19 protein-coding genes are annotated in these 22,180 nt (G+C 52.1%); 6 read left to right on the top strand and 13 right to left on the bottom strand.

Going from position 1 to position 22,180, the window contains the following annotated elements:
* Positions 1-55 precede the first annotated feature (55 nt).
* From U9S71_RS18155 to U9S71_RS18145, 3 genes are all read left to right on the top strand, one after another.
* Positions 56-2,497, top strand: a complete 2,442-nt coding sequence (locus tag U9S71_RS18155; RefSeq protein WP_326329126.1) for a PIG-L family deacetylase — start codon at positions 56-58, stop codon at positions 2,495-2,497.
* A gap of 12 nt (positions 2,498-2,509) precedes the next feature.
* Positions 2,510-2,710 (top strand): hypothetical protein, encoded by a 201-nt coding sequence (locus tag U9S71_RS18150; RefSeq protein ID WP_326329125.1) that lies wholly within the window; start codon positions 2,510-2,512, stop codon positions 2,708-2,710.
* A gap of 105 nt (positions 2,711-2,815) precedes the next feature.
* Positions 2,816-4,516: a sodium:solute symporter family protein gene (locus tag U9S71_RS18145; protein WP_326329124.1), complete on the top strand. Its 1,701-nt coding sequence runs from the start codon at positions 2,816-2,818 to the stop codon at positions 4,514-4,516.
* An 11-nt stretch (positions 4,517-4,527) separates the two neighbouring features.
* Here U9S71_RS18145 and U9S71_RS18140 read toward each other — a convergent pair whose 3' ends face one another.
* The 11 genes from U9S71_RS18140 to U9S71_RS18090 all read right to left on the bottom strand — a co-directional run bounded on the left by U9S71_RS18140 (position 4,528) and on the right by U9S71_RS18090 (position 17,556).
* A complete protein-coding gene (locus U9S71_RS18140) occupies positions 4,528-5,655 on the bottom strand; it encodes an endonuclease/exonuclease/phosphatase family protein (RefSeq protein ID WP_326329123.1) in 1,128 nt (375 codons plus the stop codon).
* A 3-nt stretch (positions 5,656-5,658) separates the two neighbouring features.
* Complete coding sequence (locus U9S71_RS18135; RefSeq protein ID WP_326329122.1) at positions 5,659-6,537, bottom strand: rhomboid family intramembrane serine protease; 879 nt, start codon at positions 6,535-6,537, stop codon at positions 5,659-5,661.
* An 82-nt stretch (positions 6,538-6,619) separates the two neighbouring features.
* Positions 6,620-7,354, bottom strand: a complete 735-nt coding sequence (locus U9S71_RS18130) for a rhomboid family intramembrane serine protease (RefSeq protein WP_326329121.1) — start codon at positions 7,352-7,354, stop codon at positions 6,620-6,622.
* Between the two features lie 17 nt (positions 7,355-7,371).
* A complete protein-coding gene (gene mutL / locus U9S71_RS18125) occupies positions 7,372-9,195 on the bottom strand; it encodes a DNA mismatch repair endonuclease MutL (RefSeq protein WP_326329120.1) in 1,824 nt (607 codons plus the stop codon).
* An 11-nt stretch (positions 9,196-9,206) separates the two neighbouring features.
* Complete coding sequence (uvrA, locus tag U9S71_RS18120) at positions 9,207-12,065, bottom strand: excinuclease ABC subunit UvrA (protein ID WP_326329119.1); 2,859 nt, start codon at positions 12,063-12,065, stop codon at positions 9,207-9,209.
* A 184-nt stretch (positions 12,066-12,249) separates the two neighbouring features.
* Entirely contained in the window at positions 12,250-13,002 is a 753-nt protein-coding gene (locus U9S71_RS18115) for a zinc ribbon domain-containing protein (RefSeq protein WP_326329118.1), read from the bottom strand.
* Positions 13,003-14,100: a Nif3-like dinuclear metal center hexameric protein gene (locus U9S71_RS18110; protein ID WP_326329117.1), complete on the bottom strand. Its 1,098-nt coding sequence runs from the start codon at positions 14,098-14,100 to the stop codon at positions 13,003-13,005.
* On the bottom strand, positions 14,087-14,563 hold the full coding sequence (locus tag U9S71_RS18105) for a hypothetical protein (protein WP_326329116.1): 477 nt from the start codon (positions 14,561-14,563) through the stop codon (positions 14,087-14,089). The genes U9S71_RS18110 and U9S71_RS18105 overlap by 14 nt, the downstream gene beginning before the upstream one ends.
* 154 nt (positions 14,564-14,717) lie before the next feature.
* On the bottom strand, positions 14,718-15,179 hold the full coding sequence (locus tag U9S71_RS18100) for a GNAT family N-acetyltransferase (RefSeq protein WP_326329115.1): 462 nt from the start codon (positions 15,177-15,179) through the stop codon (positions 14,718-14,720).
* 56 nt (positions 15,180-15,235) lie between these two features.
* Positions 15,236-16,846, bottom strand: coding sequence for an FAD-dependent monooxygenase (locus U9S71_RS18095; RefSeq protein WP_326329114.1), 1,611 nt, complete (start codon positions 16,844-16,846; stop codon positions 15,236-15,238).
* 2 nt (positions 16,847-16,848) lie between these two features.
* The gene (locus U9S71_RS18090) at positions 16,849-17,556 is read right to left on the bottom strand and encodes an SAM-dependent methyltransferase (protein WP_326329113.1); all 708 of its coding nucleotides are present in this window, start codon (positions 17,554-17,556) and stop codon (positions 16,849-16,851) included.
* 113 nt (positions 17,557-17,669) lie between these two features.
* Here U9S71_RS18090 and apaG point away from each other — a divergent pair, with 113 nt between their 5' ends.
* Complete coding sequence (apaG, locus tag U9S71_RS18085; RefSeq protein WP_326329112.1) at positions 17,670-18,056, top strand: Co2+/Mg2+ efflux facilitator ApaG/CorD; 387 nt, start codon at positions 17,670-17,672, stop codon at positions 18,054-18,056.
* Here the strand turns inward: apaG and U9S71_RS18080 are convergent.
* On the bottom strand, positions 18,019-18,612 hold the full coding sequence (locus tag U9S71_RS18080; RefSeq protein WP_326329111.1) for a DUF6266 family protein: 594 nt from the start codon (positions 18,610-18,612) through the stop codon (positions 18,019-18,021). The two genes, apaG and U9S71_RS18080, sit on opposite strands and share 38 nt — an antisense overlap.
* A gap of 10 nt (positions 18,613-18,622) precedes the next feature.
* Positions 18,623-19,267 carry a DUF6266 family protein gene (locus U9S71_RS18075; RefSeq protein ID WP_326329110.1) on the bottom strand — a complete coding sequence of 215 codons (645 nt, stop codon included), beginning with the start codon at positions 19,265-19,267 and terminating at the stop codon, positions 18,623-18,625.
* A gap of 367 nt (positions 19,268-19,634) precedes the next feature.
* Between U9S71_RS18075 and U9S71_RS18070 the strand changes: the two genes are divergently transcribed.
* Together U9S71_RS18070 and U9S71_RS18065 are read left to right on the top strand one after the other, a co-directional pair.
* Entirely contained in the window at positions 19,635-20,297 is a 663-nt protein-coding gene (locus U9S71_RS18070; RefSeq protein ID WP_326329109.1) for an oxidoreductase, read from the top strand.
* Positions 20,294-22,153, top strand: a complete 1,860-nt coding sequence (locus U9S71_RS18065) for an ABC-F family ATP-binding cassette domain-containing protein (RefSeq protein WP_326329108.1) — start codon at positions 20,294-20,296, stop codon at positions 22,151-22,153. The genes U9S71_RS18070 and U9S71_RS18065 overlap by 4 nt, the downstream gene beginning before the upstream one ends.
* Positions 22,154-22,180 lie beyond the last annotated feature (27 nt).

Genomic DNA, 22,180 nt, shown 5'->3' with positions numbered 1-22,180 from the left:
CACTATCCTGCGGCGGCTTTTGTTTTTGTAAACATATAACCATTATCTTTAAGCCATGAACATGAAACGAGTCGTATCCTTTGTGTCGCTATTTCTTTTCATTGCCGTGTCCCCCTTCGCCCAAACGGTGCAACCGCAGCACCCCGGCAAAATCAAACAGGCCATAAAAAAACTGAACACACTAGGCTCAGTACTCTACTTCGCCGCCCACCCCGACGACGAAAACACCCGCCTTATCGCGTGGCTGGCCAAAGAGAAACATTTCCGGACAGGCTATCTTTCATTAACACGGGGCGACGGCGGCCAGAATCTTATCGGCACAGAACAGGCTGAGGAGCTTGGCCTCGTCCGTACAAACGAACTGCTTGCCGCGCGCAACGTAGACGGGGGCGAACAGTTCTTTTCTTCGGCAATCGACTTCGGCTTTTCGAAAACTCCTGAAGAGACTTTCGACATTTGGACCCGGGAAAGCATACTCGCCGATGCAGTATGGGTAATCCGGAAATTCAAGCCGGATGTCATCATCACGCGATTCCCGCCCGATCAACGGGCCGGGCACGGCCATCACCAGGCATCGGCGCTATTGGCTATCGAAGCGTTTGAAGCTGCGGCCGACCCGAACCGCTTCCCCGAACAACTATCCGCCGTAACGCCTTGGCAGGCAAAACGGCTCCTTTGGAATACGTCGAGCTTCTTCCAGGGGTCTCCGCCGTCATCAAGCCACCTTCTTGTCAATATCGGCGATTATAATCCGCTCCTCGGCGAATCGTACGGCGAAATTGCTGCTGAAAGCCGATCCAACCACAAAAGCCAAGGGTTCGGGGCGGCGCGCCAGCGGGGAAATATCGTGGAACGTTTTGAAGTCTTAGCAGGTGATGCGCCGAAGAACGGTCTTTTCGAGGGTGTCGAAACCTCATGGAAACGCATCAGCGGGGCCGAGCGCATTGGCCGATTGGTCGCCCAAATCGATGAACAGTTTGACATGGAGCACCCCGAAAAATCCATCGATGACTTGCTCGACCTACTGGCTCTGGTTTCCGAAGTGGGAAACAACCACTGGAAAGACCTGAAGGTAGCCGAAATCAAAGATCTTATCCTGGCTTGTGGCGGCATATGGTTTGAAAGCTACGCCCCCGTTTCCCAGCTTGCCGTTGGTGAGCAGGCCACGATCAACACGGCCTATATCGTCCGTAGACCAAATGTTAACGTAATCGTTGGTAACCATCCATTGCCGTTCAACGAGCCATATGAGCAAACGGCCGCCTTTACCGCCAGCCGGATCACACAGCCCTACTGGCTGCGGCAGGCCCATGGATTGGGTCGCTTCACTGTGGCCAACCAAGAGGATGTCGGGCGGCCACTCAACAGCGATGGTCCCAAAACCCCAATCACGCTGGCCATCAATGGGAAGTCGTTGACTTTCGAGCGGCCGATCGTTTACAAGTATACCCACCCCGTACGCGGAGAGGTGTACGAGCCGCTTGTCGTTACGCCCCGCATCACGGCCAATATCGGCCAACGTGCATTGGTATTCAACGGCACACAACCGAAGACGATTGAGGTGCGATTTACCGGCCACACCCAAGGCGAAGTCTCCGCTGTAGCCCGATTGCAATTGCCTTCGGGTTGGAGGGCGGAGCCAAGTGAAATACCCCTGCATTTCTCAACCAAAGCGGCCGAAACGGTTTCTCACATTACCTTATATCCCGCAGAAAACGTCTCGCTCACCGACTCGCTTCGCATCGTACTGGAATATCCGAACGGCACGGAAACGGCACACGCCCTCCAGTCCATAAACTACGAACACATCCCGAAAATCACATGGTTCCCTCCCGCAAAGGCCCGCCTCAGCAAGGTGGAAACGGGCCTGTCGGCAAAACACATCGGCTATTTGCCGGGTGCCGGCGACCTAATCCCAGAGGCATTACGCGAGATCGGCCTACAGGTGACCCTCTTGAACGAGCAGGATGTGTTGTCGGGCGACCTATCGCCATATGATGCCATCGTCGCCGGGATCCGCCTATATAATGTGGACCCGCGGATACGATACATGCAGCCGCGACTGATGGAATATGTAAAAGCGGGTGGCACACTGGTGGTACAATACAATGTAAGCCGCGGCCTACAGGTCGACGGCATCGGCCCGTATCCATTCGAGCTCAGCCGGACCAGGGTAACCGACGAAACAGCCCCGATAACGGTGCAACTTCCCGAAAGTAGGGTGTTGAATTATCCGAACAAGATAACACAGGCCGATTTTTACGGATGGGTACAGGAGCGCGGCCTCTATTTCGTAGACGAATCGGCAAAACAATATGATCGCCCTTTACGTATCGCCGATCCTGGGGAGTCGCCAAGCGACGGCTCACTGCTCGTCGCCCGGTATGGCGAAGGTAACTTTGTTTATACATCGCTTGCTTTTTTCAGGCAATTGCCCGCCGGGGTGCCGGGAGCATACAGATTATTTGTAAATTTGTTGGCAAAACCCATTGATTAAACAGACATGGATATGGAGAAACACATCGAAGAACAACCCACTGCAAAAAACATCAACTCATATTTTTATCTGCTTGGTGCGGTATTTGGCGGTTTGACCGGCGTGCTCGCTCAAGAAGGCTTCCTCGGTGCCGTGATCGGTGCCGTAGTCGGGTTGGTGTTCGCTGGCGTCTTCGTCGGTGCCCTGCTCAACGGCCGTGAGCATGACCGATAAGGGATTACCTCCCTTCCTGCGCAACTGGAAACGATTCTATTGGGTCGTTATCGGCTGGTTGCTCGTGCTGATTCTGCTGTTTTACTTCTTCACCAACTACTTTGGATGAGTACGGCAGACTGGATTGTGCTATGCTGTACCCTGCTGCTCATCGTCGCGTACGGCGTGTACAAAAGCAAGGGTATACGCAATATCGACGGGTATCTGCTGGGTAACAAATCATTGCCCTGGTACCACGTCGCGCTCTCCGTAATGGCTACGCAGGCCAGCGCCATCACATTCCTTTCGGCTCCGGGGCTCGCTTACTCATCGGGCATGAGCTTTGTCCAGTTCTATTTTGGCCTACCCCTAGCGATGATTGTTTTGAGCATTTCGTTCGTACCGATGTTCCATCGGTTGCGGGTATTTACAGCCTATGAGTTCCTCGAGAAACGGTTCGATGTCAGAACCCGTGCGTTCACCGCATTCTTGTTTCTTATCCAGCGCGGCTTATCTACGGGCATTACCATTTATGCGCCAGCCATTATCCTCTCCAGCATCTTGCAGATCAACGTGGTATACACCACGTTATTTATCGGCGCGCTGGTGGTACTGTATACGGTCTATGGCGGGACAAAAGCCGTATCGTATACGCAACTCCTTCAAATGACCATCATTTTCGGTGGATTGGTTACCGCAGGGGTCCTCGTGATTTATATGCTCCCCGATCATATCGGTTTGATGAAGGCGCTGCATATCGCAGGCAAATCGGGCAAAGCCAATGCCATCGACCTCTCGTTCGACTGGAATAACCCCTATACGTTATGGAGCGGGCTCATTGGTGGCTTCTTCCTGCAGTTGTCTTATTTCGGCACCGACCAAAGCCAGGTTGGCCGCTACCTGACGGGGTCATCCATTCGCGACAGTCGCATCGGTCTGCTCATGAATGGCCTGCTAAAGGTGCCGATGCAGTTTTCGATTTTGCTCATCGGCATACTGGTATTTGCTTTCTACCAATACAATAGCCCCCCCATATTCTTCAACAAGTACGAGCTTCACAAAATAGAGCAGAGCGATTATGCCGCTCAGGTTGAAGCGCTGAAGGCCGAACATAAACAGGTGTTCGAAGAGAAACAAGAGCAGATACACCGGCTTACCGCAGCGCTGGATCGCGAAGACGAAGCGGTGATTGCCGATGTGCGTGACCAGCTAGGACAGGCCGATGTGCGCGCAAAGGAAATCCGTGGCGACTTGGTGGCGCTAATGCAGGAAAATGATGCGCAGGCCGATACCAACGATAACAACTATATTTTCTTAACGTTCGTCACCGAAAACTTTCCTCGGGGGCTGATTGGTTTGCTTGTCGCCATCGTATTCATGGCTTCCATGGGCGCAACCGCCAGCGCCATCAACTCACTGGCCTCCACCACGGTCATCGATATCTACAAGCGCTTCGTAAGGAAGGAAGGCACCGAGCGGGGGTACCTCTCCGCGTCTCGCATATTTACATTCGTTTGGGGGATTTTTTGCGTTCTCATCGCATTATATGCGAGTAAATTGGGCAATTTACTGGAAGCGGTAAACATCTTGGGCTCCTTGTTCTATGGCACGATTCTCGGTATATTCATTGTGGCCTTCTACGTGAAGAGGGCTGGTGGACGTGCGGTGCTTACCGCAGCAATCCTCACCGAAATCATGGTCGTCTCGTTTTGGTGGTTCGATGTAATGGCCTTTCTTTGGCTCAACCTGGTGGGTTGTATGGGTGTCGTGCTTTTTGCCCTGCTATTCCAAGGCCGGCGCGGCAACCAACCCGTTCCAACGACCTGATCCTCCTGCCGTCAGTCAAGCTGGAGATCTGCCCACACGGGGTAATGGTCAGAAAGCTTTGCCTTAACGATCTTATAATGGTGTACCTCAAACGCTTCGCTTGCCAGTATATAATCAATCTGGAAATTCGGGAAATCCCCATTATAGGTAACCCCCCAACCTCGCCCTTTCTCGCGAAACGCATTTCGCATCCCCGACGATACTTCGTTCACGGCATACGATAGGGGGGTGTCATTGAAATCGCCTGCAATAAGGTAAGGTAGGCTGCACGCTTGGCTGTGCTCACGAAGTGCAACAGCCTGTGCACTCCGGGCCCGAAAGGCGTGCTTCAGCCGAGCACCGATGCGCTTCGTAGACGCCGCATCTTTCTCAATGGTTTTCGACGGGTTGTTGATAAAATCATAATCTTCCTTTTGAAAACCGAATGAACGCAGGTGCACATTGTAAACCCGGAAAACACGCCCGTCTTTATCGATATCTGTATAAATGATCCGATTCACCCCGTACTCATGTTCCGGAAGGACGCCCGACCCAACGATTGGATAACGCGAAAATATCGCCATTCCGTAAGCCTCATAATCGTTCTCTGCCGTAGGGGAAACATAATGATAAGGCATCCTGATCTCGCGCTCAAATTCCGCTGTCATGTTGTATTTACCCTTCTGGCGGGTGTAGTATTCTTGGATGCATATCACGTCAGGCGACACATTGTCCATCAACTGCATAGCCTGCTCACGAATGGTTAATTTCGTGTCCGCTTGTTCAAAGGCCCTAAAAAAATGCACGTTGTAGGTCAGCACCCGGATATGGGCGGTATCGGGTGCGGCCACCACGCCTTCGGGCACCTTGGCATTAAACCCGTAATGCTTTTGGAGGGTATTCCACCCCAACAGAATGGCAAGCAGGGAAATACCTGCAAACCGTATACGCCGCACTGCCCAATAGACCATAAACAGGCTATTGATAACCAACAGCGGTAGGTATGCGATGCCAAAAAAAGCAATGGGCCAAAACGTCTGCGGATTGATGATAGGGGCCAAATAACTGAACAGTAATGCCGCTGCCGCAAAAATATTTGCCAATAGCACGGCTTTACTGAAAAAACCCAGCCGTCTCGTACGCCCGCGCTTCCTTGTCATCAGTTAATATTCGTTTTGCCCTTGTTTACTCGCTTTAAACAAGGCCTCTTTCTCCGCTTTGGTAAGGCTGTCATAGCCCGACTGGGAAATTTTGTCTAAAATGCGGTCGATGACCTCTTGGTTCGGAACCAAGGGCTCCTCATTGACCGGGTGCTCATTCCGCACCACGCGAAGCGTTCTCCGCTTACGTTCTTGCCGCCCCAAGATACGGCTCCAGTCCTGCCCATTCTGCAATCGCTTAATATAGACAAAGCCAAACAGCGCCCCGCCGATATGGGCAATACTCCCCCCGGCGTTGAGCCCAGCGATCGCCAGCACATCGATGACAATAAACGCCAAAGCCAGATACTTCAGCTTCACATTACCGAAAAAGAGCAAACGGATGGTATAATCCGGCAATAGGGTTGCGGTAGCAAACACAATGGCGCTCACGCTGGCCGAAGACCCGATCATCACGGTCCGGAATGCTTCCGCCCTGAATACGGGAATGAGGTTGTAGGCCAGCAAATAAAGCACTCCACCCACTAAGCCCCCGGCCAGGTAAACAAAAGTAAATTGTCTTTTCTTAAGAAAGTCGAGGAAAATGATGCCCAGCCAAAACAGCCAAAGCATGTTGAATAGAATATGGAATAACCCCTGCTGGGTAAACATGTAAGTGGCTAGGGTCCACGGCTTGTATAACCAAGCGTAAACCGATGCCGGCAACTGAATCCATGGCATTACGTAGCCGGACAATGACACGCTCGTGAAACCAAGCGCCGAAATCAGTGAGAGGAGGCCAAGGGCAACAAACACCAAGACATTTATGCCAATAAACAGGAACAGCGGGCTCCCTGAACGGAAAACCTTGTGCCATAAACCACCGACCCATGATGTTCTCATCGCGTGCACCCTGTATATTCAATTGATAACACGGGCTAATATATGAAAAATTTTTCTGAATATGCTTCGCCAATAACTGCGCTTACCAATAATTTGGGCGTCTTATTCCCCAGAGTTTTATGAGTATGAAGCCGAACAACGCCCCGCCGATATGCGCAAAATGAGCAACGGAAGAGCCCGTGCGCGACACGCCAAGAAACAGCTCAATAAGGATCATCACCGGAATGAAGTATTTGGCTTTAATGGGCACGGGCAAAAAGATAAGCATCAGCGGCGTATTGGGGAACAGGTAGCCGAAGGCTATTAGCAAGCCATATATGGCGCCGGAGGCGCCGACCATAGGTGTTGTGTATATGGATAATAGCGTCTGTCGTGATTCGAGCGGAAGGCTACTCAATACACGGGCGCTCCGGTTTGCTACGTCTATTTCCGACAGAAATGCCTTTGCCGAAAACGAGTCGACAATCATGTGCAACTCCATGGCTTGCACCGCAAACTGCAAAACCAACGCTCCCAGTCCGGTAATCAAGTAGAAGTTCAGGAAGCGCTTCGAACCAAATACCTGCTCCAGTATCGGGCCGAACATGAACAGGGCAAACATATTGAAAAAAATATGCGTAATGCCGCCATGCATAAACATGTATGTGATGACCTGCCAGATGTGAAAGCCTGGCGAATCCGGATAATAAACACCAAACAGGTCGTTTGCCCGGGGGAAGATCAACGACCCACCAATGAAACAGATGACATTGATAATAAGTAGGTTCTTAACTACCGGCGGCATGCCGGAAAATGGGGATGCGGTATTGTTAAACATAATATCTCGTCTGTGTTTTAGCGCTCAAACCTTTCCATCAGCTCTTGCAGGGTAAAAGTAAGGATTATCGGTTTTCCATTCAGCGATACATTTGGCATTTCACACGCAAACAACCGGTCGATCAGGTCGGCCATATCTTCCGCTGTCAGCTCCATCCCTGGTCTTATGGCCGCATGGCGTGCGAGGCTTCGTGCCAATTGCTCGCGTTTCGAAATCTTCAGTTGGCTTTGGCTATGCTTATAGTCTTCCAGCAGGCGGTCCAGCACCTCCCGCTCGTCCAGCCCCGTAGTTAAATCCGCCGGGATTCCTTCAACCACGAAGGTGTTTTTCCCAAACTCCCGGATCTGGAACCCCAACGCGCGGATATCCGGCAATAAGTCGATGATCAACTGGTAATCCGAGCCGCTGAACGCCACCGTCTGTGGAAAAAGGCTTTGTTGGCTGGCCCCCTGCCGGTTTTCGTGTTGCAGCCGGAACTGCTCAAACAGGATGCGCTCGTGCGCCGCCTGTTGATCGATCAGGATAAAACCCGAATGGATCTGCGACATGATATAGCGGTTGTGCAACTGGAAAGGCTGCTTCCGGGGTGGACTTGTCGGTTCAACCGCGTGGCCATGTTCCGCTCCGTGCAACGGCAGCTGGGTGTGTGTCTGCTTCTCCGTAATCTGGTAAAGGGTTTCCCACTGGTCGGGAATAGGGGATGGTCGCCGTCCCTCTCCCGACTTGCCGCTGTCAAAAGGGTTGTAGTCGGGGTTAAAAGTAATCGAAGGCGGTGTGATTTCCTCCAGCGGCTTGGGACTGATCATTTGGCTGAACCCCGTTTCTTGATTGAAATCAAGTGTAGGCGTGATGTTGTAGCGTCCTAGCGATCGCTTCACGGCCGACTGGAGTATGGCGTAGATTGCCCGCTCATCTTCATACTTGATCTCCGTCTTCGTGGGATGCACATTGATATCAATCTTCGCCGGATCGATCTCGATAAACAACACATACAACGGAAAACTATCCGCGGGCAGGATTCCTGAATAAGCCTTCACCACCGCGTGGTTAAGGTATGGGTCTTTTACAAAGCGGTTATTTACAAAAAAATACTGCTCGCCGCGGGTCTTTTTCGCGTATTCGGGCTTACCGATGAAGCCCTTGAGATTGATGATGGTTGTTTCTTCCTCCACCGGCACCAACCGTTGGTTATAATTGTTTCCGAATACATGCACAACGCGCTGCTTCAGGCTTTCTGCCGGTAGTTGGAACAGCTCTTGACCATCGCCATGGAGCGTGAAGTTAATTTGAGGATATGCCAGTGCCGTGCGTTGGAATTCCTCAACGACGTGCCGCATCTCCACCGCATTGCTTTTCAAGAAGTTGCGTCGGGCTGGAATGTTGTAAAATAAGTTCTTTATGCTGATGTTTGTTCCCGCGGGCAGCGCCTCGGGTTCCTGGCGCACCACCTCCGATCCGGTAATCTCAATACGCGTCCCCAATTCATCTTCCACCCGACGCGTTTTAAGCTCCACGTGGGCTATCGCCGCGATGGAAGCAAGTGCCTCCCCCCGGAAGCCCATGGTCCGGATAGCGAACAGGTCGTCCGCCTTACGGATTTTCGAGGTGGCGTGGCGCTCGAAAGACAACCTGGCATCGGTCACGCTCATACCGCAACCGTTATCGATGAGCTGTATAAGTGATTTTCCACCGTCTTTTACAATCAGCTTTATCTTGTCGGCACCAGCATCAATCGCATTTTCTATCAGTTCCTTCACTGCCGAAGCCGGACGCTGCACCACTTCACCTGCGGCAATCTGGTTGGCCACCGCATCCGGCAACAATTGGATAATATCTGACATAAGCGGCAAAGTTACGAAAAGGTACCTACACCTTGCATTTCTGCCGCCAGAAATCGGGCAGTCTGGCTCCTTTTGCTCTTAATTAAGTCTTCCGGCGTACCGCTGAATAGGATTTCGCCGCCGCCGGCCCCACCCTCCGGTCCCAGGTCGACCACCCAATCGGCCACTTTGATCACGTCGAGGTTGTGCTCAATAACCAGCACCGTGTTCCCACGGTCCACCAATCGGTTAAGCACATCCAGCAAAACACTTACGTCCTCAAAATGCAGGCCCGTTGTCGGCTCATCCAGGATATAAAACGTCTTGCCCGTGTCTTTCTTCGATAGCTCGGTGGCCAACTTCACCCGCTGTGCTTCACCACCTGATAAGGTCACCGACGATTGGCCCAAAGTCAGGTAACCCAGCCCCACATCCCGCAGTGTCTTGATCTTACGGTAGATGGCGGGAATATTTTCAAAAAAGATGACGGCTTCATCAATACGCATGTCGAGCACATCGCTGATCGACTTGCCCCGGTAGCGTACTTCCAGCGTTTCGCGGTTGTACCGCTTGCCGTTGCAGGTCTCGCAGGGCACCTGCACGTCGGGCAGGAAATTCATTTCTATCACCTTCATCCCGGCCCCTTGGCACGTTTCACATCGCCCCCCTTTTACGTTAAAGGAAAACCGCCCCGGCTTGTACCCGCGGATTTTGGATTCGGGCAGTTGGACAAACAGTGAACGGATATCCGAAAACACGCCGGTATAGGTAGACGGGTTGGAGCGCGGCGTCCGCCCGATGGGGCTTTGGTTGATTTCGATCACCTTGTCGATATATTCGAGCCCCTCAATTTTCCGATAGGGTAGTGGGTGCTTTTTGGCCCGGAAAAAGTGATGGTTGAGGATAGGGTATAACGTTTCGGTAACAAGGCTCGATTTTCCGCTGCCCGAAACCCCCGTTACCAAGATCAGTTTGCCCAACGGAAATTCGGCGGTCACGTTCCGGAGGTTATTACCCGTCGCTCCGCGCAACCGTAGCAGATGGCCGTTTCCAGCACGCCGTGTCGCCGGCACAGGTATTTCTTTCGCGCCACTAAGATAGGCTGCCGTGAGTGTGTCTGCCGTTAAGATATCTTCAGGTGCCCCCTGGGCTACCACAAGGCCGCCATGTGCTCCCGCCGCAGGCCCCATGTCAATCACATGGTCAGCATTTCGGATCATGTCCTTGTCGTGCTCCACCACCAATACCGAGTTACCAATATCCCGGAGGTTTTTAAGCGCACGGATCAGCCGCTCGTTATCACGCTGATGCAGCCCAATGCTCGGTTCGTCAAGAATATACAACACGTTGACAAGCTGTGAGCCGATCTGCGTGGCCAGTCGGATACGCTGTGCCTCCCCACCCGAAAGCGTCTTGGCCGTACGATCGAGCGTCAGGTAGTTGAGCCCTACATCCAGAAGGAACCCTAACCGTGATCGGATCTCTTTCAGTATTTCTTTAGCGATGACCTGCTGCCGATCATTCAGCTGGTGTTCAACATCACCAAACCAAGCGGCTAGCGTGTTGATATCCATGGATGCCAACTCATGGATGTTCTTCCCGGCTATCCTGAAATGGAGCGACTCCTTCTTCAGGCGTGCGCCGTGGCAGGTCGGGCATACCCGCTGCGCACGGAAGTCTTCCAATTGCAGTCCGTTTTGCCCTTGCCGGTCGCCTTGTTCCTCAAGCATCTTAAACAGCCCCTCAAACCGGATTTTGTAATCTTTCTTGTTCCAACTACTGTAGGAAACCGGAACGACAACCTCCTCTTCCGCGCCGCCCATAAGGATATCGAGCTGGGCGCCGGTGAGCTTTTCAATAGGGGTCGATAGCGAAAAATCATATTTCTTCGCAACCGCCTTCAGCACCTGGAAGTTCCACGTGTCGCGGTATTCGCCCAGCGGGGCCAGCCCGCCCTTCATGATGCTCAGCTTCGGGTCGGGCACCACGGCATCACGGTCTATTTCATAGATATAACCCAGTCCGGAACATCGTTCGCACGCACCATAAGGCGAATTGAACGAAAACGTATTGGGTTGCGGCTCATCATAAGATATGCCCGATTCGGCATCCATCAGGTACCGGCTGTAAAAATAGTCGTTGTTGGACGCGTCGCTAACCTTGATGATGCCTTTGGCCGTTTTCATGGCCTGCATCACCGACGTGTACAGGCGTTTACGATCCTTTTCCGACACCATCAGCCGATCGATGACCACTTCGATATCGTGGATCTTGTAGCGGTCTGCCTGCATTTTGGGCACCAAGTCCAATAGCTCGCCGTCTACCCGCACTTTCACATATCCTTGTTTACGGATCTGCTCAAAAAGCTCGCGGTAGTGGCCTTTACGTCCCTTTACCACCGGCGCCAGCACATTGATCGCCTGCCCCTCAAACTGCGCGATAATACGATCCACCACTTGGTCTTCCGACATCCGCTCCATCTGCTTGCCGGTTACATAAGAGAATGCTTCCCCGGCCCGTGCATAAAGCAGCCGCATGAAATCGTACACCTCGGTGATGGTTCCCACGGTAGACCGCGGGTTTTTACTGGTGGTTTTCTGCTCAATCGATATGACGGGGCTAAGCCCCGAGATCTTATCTACATCGGGGCGTTCCATGCCCCCCAAAAACTGGCGGCTATAGGCGCTGAACGTTTCCATATACCGCCGCTGCCCCTCCGCATAGATGGTATCGAAGGCGAGTGAGGATTTTCCGCTACCACTCAGGCCCGTCACAACCACCAGCTCATTCCTTGGAAAACTTACATCGATATCCCTAAGATTGTGTACCCGCGCACCAAAGACTTGTATTTCGTTTTGCTCGCCCAGATCGGGCGCCGTTTGTTTAGTCATTTACCGTGTCAATAATCATGTGGTAAGCAAACTTAGCGAAACTTGCATCGACATGCAAGCTCGCCGGCAGCCCACCTGCCGCTAAAGATAATGGTTTACAGTCAAAAAATACTAAAAATATTCGACAAAAAACGCCCGGCATGATTTTGCCGGGCGTCTCCTATTTCATTAAACTCGCTTTACGTTAAGCGACCGATGAAGGCGCCGTTTCTTCTGCCAAAGCTTCGTCAACCAGTACGCGACCGCAGTGTTCGCAAACAATGATTTTTTTACGCTGGCGGATTTCCAATTGTTTTTGCGGCGGTATCTTGTTATGGCATCCCGAGCAGCTGTCGCGGTCTATCGAAACAACCGCCAGCCCGTTCTTGTAGGAGGTTCTCAGTCGGCGGTAAACCCGCAGCAGTCGCTCCTCAATATCCGTTTCCGCTTCGTCGGCCTGTTTAACCAGCTCGTCTTCTTCTTTCTGGGTTTCCCCAGTAATGGTGTCCAACTCACCTTTCTTTATCTCCAGGTCTCTCTTCGCCGCTTCCAGCGTTTCCTGTGTACCATCGTAAACTTCCGTCTTGTTTTTTATTTCAAATTCAAATTCGCGGATTTTCTTCTCGCTCACCTGGATGTCTAGGCCTTGGATTTCTATCTCCTTGGTAATCGCATCGTATTCACGATTGTTTTTCACCTCATTGAGCTGCCCTTCATATTTCTTTATTGCCGCTTGGGCATCTTGAATCATGTTCCGGCGATTGACGATAGCGTCTTCCAATTCATCTAGCTCACTCCGGTTTTTCTCTATACGGGTCTCCAGCCCAGCGATATCGTCTTCCAGATCACTTACCTCCATTGGCAATTCGCCCCGCACCTGCCGGATTTTGTCGACCTTAGTATGGATGGTCTGTAGCTGCCAAAGCGCCCTTAGTTTTTGTTCTATAGTCTGTTCCATTTAACTATAATAATTTATTGGGTTCGTGTCCATTCCCGTCAAACGGACTGCAAAGGTAGGAAATTTTTTCTGAATAATTTCCAACAATAGTTGTTGCGTAAACTGTTCGCTTTCAAAATGTCCCACATCCGCGATTACGATTTTTCCCTCGGCATCAAAAAACTCATGGTATTTGTAGTCTGCTGTAACGAACACATCGGCACCAGAACGGATTGCCTGCCCGAGGAGGAAGCCCCCGGCCCCTCCACAAACAGCCACATCAGTCACAAGTTTGCCCAGTAGGGTGGTGTGTCGGATTACCTTAGTGCCTAGCTGTGCTTTTAGCAACCCGAGAAAATCGCTTTCCTCCATGGGTTGTTTCAGTCGGCCCACCAATCCGCTTCCCACCTGTTGGTAGTCGTTTTCCAGCCTATATATGTCGTATGCCACTTCCTCGTAGGGGTGCGTCTCGAAAAGCCCAAGTAAGACCGCGCGTTCTTTGGTGGCCGGAAAAACCACTTCAATCCGCATTTCTTCCTCTTGGTGGTTTTCTCCCGGCTGACCAACAAACGGGTTGGCCCCTTCACCCGCCCGGAAAGTCCCGTAGCCCGGTGTGTTGAAACTGCATGCGTCGTAACGGCCGATGCTCCCAGCACCTGCGGCAAACAGAGCCGATCGCACACGCTCCACGTGGCCCGTGGGCACAAACACCACCAATTTTCGGAGTAAATCGCCCTTCGGACTAAGTATCCGCGTATCGTGAAGCCCGAGACGCTCCGCGATTTTACTGTTCACACCACCCATCACATTATCCAGGTTGGTATGAATGGCGTATAGCGCGATGTCGTGTTTGATGGCTTTCATGATTACCCGTTCCACATACGTGTTCCCGTTGAATCGTTTGAGTCCCTTGAAAACAATGGGGTGATGGGAGATGATCACGTCACAGCCCAACGTAATCGCTTCATCCACTACAGCCTCCGTGCAATCTAGCGATAGGAGCGCTTGGCTTACTTCTTTATCGGCACTACCGACCAGTAGCCCCGCATTATCGTAAGCCTCTTGGTACGCCAAGGGTGCCAAGGATTCCAGATGGTCGGTCAGTTCACGTAATTTCATCGCTGGTCTGCTGTTTTTCGTTGTATTTTCCATGCGCGATCAAGAGGTTCCTGAAATTGTTCACCTTCACCCAATAACCGATGAAATAGATGATACTCAATATGCCGATGGTCACCAGGATGAATGCGGGTAAGGGGATGCTGGACAGCAAAAACAGCCATGCGTACCACATGCCCGCTATCCGGCCCGGGTTCTCTTCTTCCGCTATTTTGCGGTCGTAAAACTCGTTGGTCAGCGAATCGGCCAGCCGGGATGCTACGGAGAAATTCCAGTATATGTTGAAGAAGGGTATCACCAGGAGCCACGCTTGTTTGGGGGTCATCAATCGGTTTTCCGGAGAAATACAAATCAATGTTTTACGTACGGTGTTGGCATAAAACGCCCATATGATCAGCCTGACCAGGAATACGGCGATAACCAGCTGTATCATTTCGGGCGAAAGGTTTTCGTAATCGATGTTCATTCGCAAACAGTTGCTTTCAACGGCCTCATGGAACCCGCATTTACATCGCCTTTCTCCCGAGGCGCTGTCATGGCGGGTTTCATCGGTGCTAAATTACAGCGATTCCCTTACAAAACCCAATGATTGCGCGACTTGTTGAAACAGGATGACACGATTACGGTAAAAGGGTCATTTCGATGTGCAATATACCGGCATCCATGTAGGGCTCGCTTGTCTGCTCGAAGCCCAACCGATTATAAAAAGCACGAAGATGGTGCTGCGCACTTATCTTTATGGTTTTATTCCCGTGGTGGTCGTACAGCGCATCGATGCTCCGCCGCATCAATTCCGCGCCAAGCCCCTTGCCCCGGAAACCAGCGGCGGTCACCACACGCCCTATGCTCATCGCATCGGGATAAGAAATACCATAGGGGATAAGCCGCGTATAAGCCGCCAAAATACCACCATCCCACGCCATAAGATGATGTGAAAGCTGGTCTTTGTCGTCCAAGTCGCTGTAAACGCATGCCTGCTCCAAGATGAATACCGCTTGCCGCAATTGCAGGATTTGGTAAAGCTCATCCAACGAAAGGTCGGCAAAAGCTCTTTCCGTCCACGTTATATCATGTTTATCCATCCCTCGTTTAGTACACCCGTTAACCTAATCCATGCTAGCATCATCGTGATACATAGTTAATGTTTTTCCGGCAAATGGCCAAAACCCGCCCATCCAAGAATTTCTTCCATGTACGTATCGATAAGAGAAACATTGAGCATGTCATTGATGTAGGCAATATACATATCCGGTCGGATAAGTACAATTTTAGTGTTTGAAGTTTTCACCTCGAACGCCTGAAACACCTGCTGGTTTCGGTCCGAATAGGGGAGGTAATAAAGGTGCATCTCGCGCGGGTATTTCTGCCGCATCCACTGCCCGATGATGTTCAGGTGGTGATGGCTAATCGTGCCCAGCACCAGCAAAACGAAACCCGGTTTTTCACACCAACGATGCAAATCGGTATGTGTTTTCGACTTCTCGTCATATACCGATAGGCATGGAAGGCGGTCGCCTGCCTGAATTTGTCCCCCCGAAGCATGGTGTACGGAAAGCGGCGATCGGCGATAGTCCACGTCAAGGCCCGACAGCCGATCGAATGCCCGCCGCAGACCAGCTGGGTCGGTGTCGATGCGGCTTATCCGTCTCAACAAGCCTACCCGGTCCAACAGGCCCCGCCATATCCAGCCCTTTTCTCCCAACTCAAAAATACCACCGTCCGCCTTTATCGCAGGCATTCGTTCCTGCTGGTACGTGTCGAGCACATTTGGTGCCATCCGGCCGTTCACCACACCAGCCAGCTTCCAGGCCAGGTTTGCGGCATCGTATAGCCCTTCGTTCATACCTCTGCTTACGGTGGGCAAAACCCCGTGGGCCGCATCGCCGAGCAGGAAGCACCGCTGGCGGCGCACTTGCTCTGCAACCATTTTCCGATAACTGAATGGCGTGATCCGCAAATACTGCGCCCCCGGTAAATCAACCCCCAATGCAGCACGCACTTCCTTTTTTATATCCGTATAGCGGAGGGTGCTGCCTTGCGGTGAGTTGTGTGCCCCGGGCAGCTGGCCAATGATACGGTAGCGGTCGGCAACCCCGGAGGGAACGACCGCCAACGGTCCGTTATCGTACAAAATAAGTTTGATTTTCCGGGCGTCCGCTTGGTCGGTTTCGACATCAGCCGCAAAAAAGTTCCGTACCCGGCCGTCGCCTTCGAGCGGTATATTAAGTTGTTCCCGCACCGAGCTGTGCTGACCATCCGCCCCGATTAGCCAGGCACACCGCCAAGCCTGGCGTTCACCGCCGTGCACCAACGTAACTGTAGCTCCGCCGTCGTCCAGCCTAAGTGAATCCAGGCGGGTTTCCCACGCTACGGGGCAAGCTCTTTCTGTTAACCTATTAAGCAGAAGCCGCTCCATACTATCCTGCCCAACCCGCTCGATAAACGGAAATACGGTGTCTGTAGCAAGCAGCTGTGAAAAATCCAGTGTGCCGATTTCGGCCTTGCGGCCGAACAACTGCACGGCATAAAGAGACAGCCCCTTGGCAAGCAGATGATCGGATAGCCCCAGCTGCCTGAAAAGCTCCATTGACCGGGCGTGCACCAGTGTCGCTTTCGTTTCCCGATCCGGGCCCGATTTCGCATCAATTATGGTCGGTTGTATACCGTAGCGGAGCAGCTGGGCGGCCATCATCAACCCCGAAGGCCCGGCCCCAATAATCAAGACGTCGGTATGTCTTACGGCCTCCACGGTTAGAAAAGCAGAAAAATAGCCGGCCTTTTATGGAAATCGTGGTTCTCTTCGCGCCATTTGCGTATTGGCTGGCTGATAATTTGCTCATCGGCGGCCGTGAGGTTAACGGCTACACAGAGGCGGGTCTGTGGTTTGCATACGCGCAGTAGCTCGGCCAGCAGCTGGTTGTTGCGGAAAGGGGTTTCGATGAACAGTTGCGTTTGCTTATCCCTCATAGCCGTTAGTTCCAATAGGCCGATTCCCCTGGCGCGATCCCCTTTATCTATGGGAAGGTATCCATGGAACGTAAAACTTTGGCCGCTAAACCCTGATGCCATCAACGCCAATATAATTGAACTGGGACCCACCAGTGGCGTCACCTTAATCCCCCGTCGATGGGCTTCAGCCACGATGTCCGCGCCGGGGTCTGCTACGCCCGGGCAGCCGGCCTCACTCATCAGCCCCACATCCTTGCCTGCAAGCAAGCCAGCGAAAAAAGGCGTCAAGTCTACTTTTCCCCGTGCATGTTTACCATAATCGTGCAGAATGAGTTTGTCTTGCGGGGTCCGAAGGCCCGCCTGTTTAAGGAACCTTCTTGCCGTCTTTCCGTTTTCAACAATATACTCGTCAATTGCGTTGATTGTTTCACTAAGATAGGGCGTGAATGAGGCCGAGACCGCATCGTCTGCCAAAGGCACCGGTATAAGGTACAGCGTTCCGTAATGCATGTACAAACGTAGCAAAAAGGTACTTAAATAATATGAACCAACCCCGGATAATATGGCTATTGTTTCATTTATTCAAACACATTTATTAATTTGCCCAAAATTCTGCTGAACACATGGCCACACAAATCACTGACGGCGTAAAGGTTTCGGTTGAAACGGTGTACCAGCCAGAGTACTCCAACCCGGAAAACGAACACTTCATGTTTGCGTACCGGATTACTATTGAAAACCTGGGCGATTACAGCGTGCAGCTTTTGCGCCGGCATTGGTATATCTTCGATTCAAACGGCACCCGTCGCGAGGTAGAAGGCGAGGGGGTGGTCGGCCAGCAGCCCATCATTGAGCCGGGCGAAAGGCATGAATATGTTTCCGGTTGCAACCTCAAGAGCGATATGGGTACCATGGGCGGCACTTACCAGATGTTGCGGGAACTTGACGGCACCACCTTCGAAGTGGATATCCCTAAATTTGATCTGATTGTTCCGCATCGGCTAAACTAGCCCCGAGGTAGCCCAGATATATACTTCTGCTGAATTGCTTTTTTTTGGCATTGTGCATGAATAAATAAGCGTGAAACGGTTGTGTCCGCAGTTGGGGGGGCAGCAAAACCGCTATGTGCCCGGTTTCCCGCAGGTATGTGTCCGTATTCCGGCCGGCAACGCCGGCCTCAGGGCTGTAGGCCACCAGTACCGCCTCGTCTGCGCCGCTGGCCAACGGGGTGGCTTCATCGGAGAAGAAAACTTCCAGCTTATGGCCGTCGGCTACCACGTCATCCACATTCACGGCCGGAAGCATACCCGTACTGATCAGTACACGGTCGGCCGAAACATGCTGGTTGGGGTAATGCCCAAGGACCGCACTTTGCATCAGCGCCTTCAGCGCCTGTCCGAATGCCTTGCTTTTATTGCCCTTGCCCTGACTCACCCAGCTCTCCGCAATAAGAGGGCGGAGCGGATGAAGGAAGGCCATGGCCAGCCGCATGCGCTGCTGGACGGCCAGGCGTCCGTCGGATTGCGCCTTCTTCTTGGGCTTACTTCGGTCGTAGAAAAATTCCATGCTTTATCGGTTATTCCTCCGTAGTGTCCGCAATGGGGATGTATACCGTTTTCGATGCCCGCTTACCGGATTTATCGATGAAGAAAAGCCATACGTGCATGGTGGAGCGCTTGGGCGTTGTCCCTCGGTCGAGGGTCTGTGCTATTCCATCCTGCCTCGTTGCTGCCGTCACCGGGACGAATGTTCGGGTTTCCACATCGAAAACCAAAACGATCGCCCTATCGTCCGGCTCGCCACCCATACCGTAGGTGCCCCGATGCCAAGAGGCATAAAGTTGGTCGCCCTGTATCCAAGCGCGCTCATCTCCGGCCGTAACCAGGTAGCCGTGACTGAACCGCAGCTCCGGATAGTTCAGCTGTACGCCTTGTTCGTCGCTGATGAATGCGTGGTCATAATTGTAGCTGAATGCGGCGTTCCGACCAGTTGCCCTAGCGGTTAGAGGTCCGAAACTCGATTCCAGGAGCTCAGAAAGAAGATCTAGAAAATGGTTAAGCAGGGCAAATTTAAGTCGGACTTCCGCTTGGCCAGGCGTCGGCTTCCGATCCTTCTTTCGTGGAAGGCCCTTGATGTAGTTTATTTTCCGCCAGCTGCTGCCGATTACACCGCCAGCCTTCCCCCGGAAGGGGCCGGTGATGCCTTTCTTGATCGTTCCCATCGGTTTATTAATTCGTTATTAACAAGCAAGGTAGAAACTTCCAAGACGTCCTCCAAATAAATTTATGAAAAAAATTATATTAACAGTGTTTCAAAATTCAGGTTATCAATCATTTTGTATACGCAGGTTGATGTATTGACCGTGTAAAAGACGATCAAGAGACGAACAGGAGACGACTAAAAGACGATAAATGTCATTTAATATTATTACTTTATATACGTTTTGCCATTGTTTATTTACAGAGACTCCTTCAGCCCGGCTCAGCTACTTTGTGCCGGGGTGGCTTCCTTGGGCTGGCGGCCGGAGGGGCGCACCAACAGCAACCCGCGACAGAACCGATATATTTCCGTATTTTTGCACCGGAATTATGGCGACTCAGCAATCAGCTATTCTGTTCGGCGCCACCGGATTAATCGGTGGACACCTCCTGCGCGAGCTGTTGGACAGTCCGGCTTATGCGGCGGTTACCGCTGTTGTGCGCCGCGACACCGGCATCAGGCACGCCAAATTGACCCAGTTGCTTGCCGATCACCGGTCGCTGCCCGACATCCAAGAGATGCTCGTCGGTGACCATGTCTTCTGTTGCGTGGGGACAACGAGGAAGAAAACACCCGACCTCGACGAATATTACCGGATCGACCATGACTATCCCGTAGACGCAGCACGGTATACGAAGCAAAACGGCGCATCCGCATTTTTACTGGTTTCGGCAGTGGGAGCCAATCCGGATTCCGCGAATTTCTACCTTCGGATGAAGGGAGAAACCGAACGGGACATCATTGGCATGGGTTTCGAGCAAACACATGTGTTCCGCCCCTCGCTATTAACGGGTAACCGACAGGAAGAAAGGGTTATGGAATCATTGGGCGGCACCATATTTAAAATTATTAACCCATTGTTAGTCAGCTCATTGTCTAAATACCGGGCGATTCCAGCGACGTGGGTATCGAAAGCCATGTGCCGGGTGGCTACAACAGGGGAACGGGGCGTCCATACGTATTATTGGACTGATATTAAAAAACGGATATGAGCATTTTGTCGACCGAGCGGTTAGGCCATTCATACCACGACAAGTGGCTATTTAAAGATCTCCATTTCGCCCTTCAGCGGGGTGAGCGAACGGCATTGGTCGGCGCCAACGGCGCTGGTAAATCTACCTTGCTCGGCATCCTTTCTGGCTCACTGGACCCCTCCGAGGGACTGGTCGTGCAGGAAAAGGGCATTCGGGTTGGTCATCTACCACAAAACCCAGACTTCGAGCGGTTTACAACCATATCGGATTTCATTTATAGTGCGGACCATCAACAGCAGCAACTCATCCGCCGGTATGAAGAACTGGTTTCAGACCCCCTTGCCGATGCGGATAGGGTCGCCAAACTGAGCGACCAGCTCACAGCGGCCAATGCATGGGAATACGAACACACCATCAAAGGTATCTTGTCGCGTTTCCAATTGACCGACCTTTCCCAACCCATCGGAACGCTCTCCGGAGGGCAGCGCAAGCGTTTGGCCCTGGCGAAACTGCTCATCGACGAGCCCGATGTATATATCCTCGATGAGCCGACCAACCACCTCGATATTGAAACCATAGAGTGGCTCGAGAAATGGTTGGTAACCGGCCAGAAAACGGTTCTGCTCGTTACGCACGACCGTTACTTTCTCGATAGTGTGTGCACGTCGATATACGAGCTGGAAGGCGGTTCACTCCAACGGTACACCGGCAACTACAGCTACTACCTCGAGAAGCGGGCCGAGCGGATCGCAGCCGATGAAATGTCACTGGTAAAGAACCGCAACCTGCTCCGCCGTGAACTGGAATGGATGCGGCGTCAACCACAGGCACGGGGTACGAAATCAAAAGCCCGTATAGACGCATTCCACGAGCTGAAAGAAAAAACGCAAACGGCCGGCGCCCAAGGCTCCGTTCAGCTCAGTGTGAAAGTCAGCCGCTTGGGTGGAAAAATAGTGGAACTCGAAGAAGTGACCAAGGTATACGACGGAAAAACGATTATCCGCGATTTTTCCTATGTATTCAAAAAGGGCGACCGCATCGGTTTAGCGGGCCGCAATGGAACCGGCAAAAGTACATTCCTCAACCTGGTCATTGGCGTTATCGTTCCCGACTCGGGTGCCATAGCCGTTGGTGATACCGTTGTGATCGGATACTACCGCCAAACCGGCCTGACGGTCGAACCCGGCGATCGAGTCATCGATGTGGTCAAAAACGTGGCGGAATACATTACCATGGCGAATGGCGACACACTGACGGCAACGCAGCTGCTTACGTTGTTCCTATTCCCGCCAGAAAAGCAGTTCGGACTGGTGAGCAAGCTCAGTGGGGGGGAGCGCAAGCGATTGCTCCTGATGCGGGTGCTGATGCAAAATCCAAATGTGCTGATATTGGACGAACCGGCGAACGACCTCGATATCGACACCCTTAACGTACTGGAAGATTTCCTTGCCAACTATCCCGGCATTCTTTTGCTGGTATCGCACGACCGTTACCTGCTGGACCGGCTTACGGATCAACTATTCATATTTGATGGCGCGGGTAAGATAACCCGCTATAACGGAAACTACGCCGCTTTCAAAGCGGAACAGAAAGAGGCCGAACAAGCCGTACCGAAAGCCAGTCGTTCGGAAGTAGTGAACAAGCCTTCCAAACCAGAAAAAAAAGCGAAATTGACATTCGCCGAAAAACAGGAGTATGAGGCATTAGATAATGAGATTCCTGATCTTGAGAGACAGATTGCAGAGCAAGCGGAAAAACTAGGAAAAGAAACGGATTATCAGTCTATCGCGCTCGTTGCAGCGGCGATTGATGAACTGACCCAACAACTCGACAGTAAAACCGAACGCTGGCTCGCGTTAGGTGAATATATATAACATGTTCCACGTGGAACATCATAAAAA

The organism is Parapedobacter flavus, assembly GCF_035818675.1.
Classification (GTDB): Bacteria; Bacteroidota; Bacteroidia; order Sphingobacteriales; family Sphingobacteriaceae; genus Parapedobacter; species Parapedobacter flavus.
The sequence above is the reverse complement of the archived record's forward strand: the minus strand, read 5'-3'. Positions and strand labels throughout refer to the sequence as shown.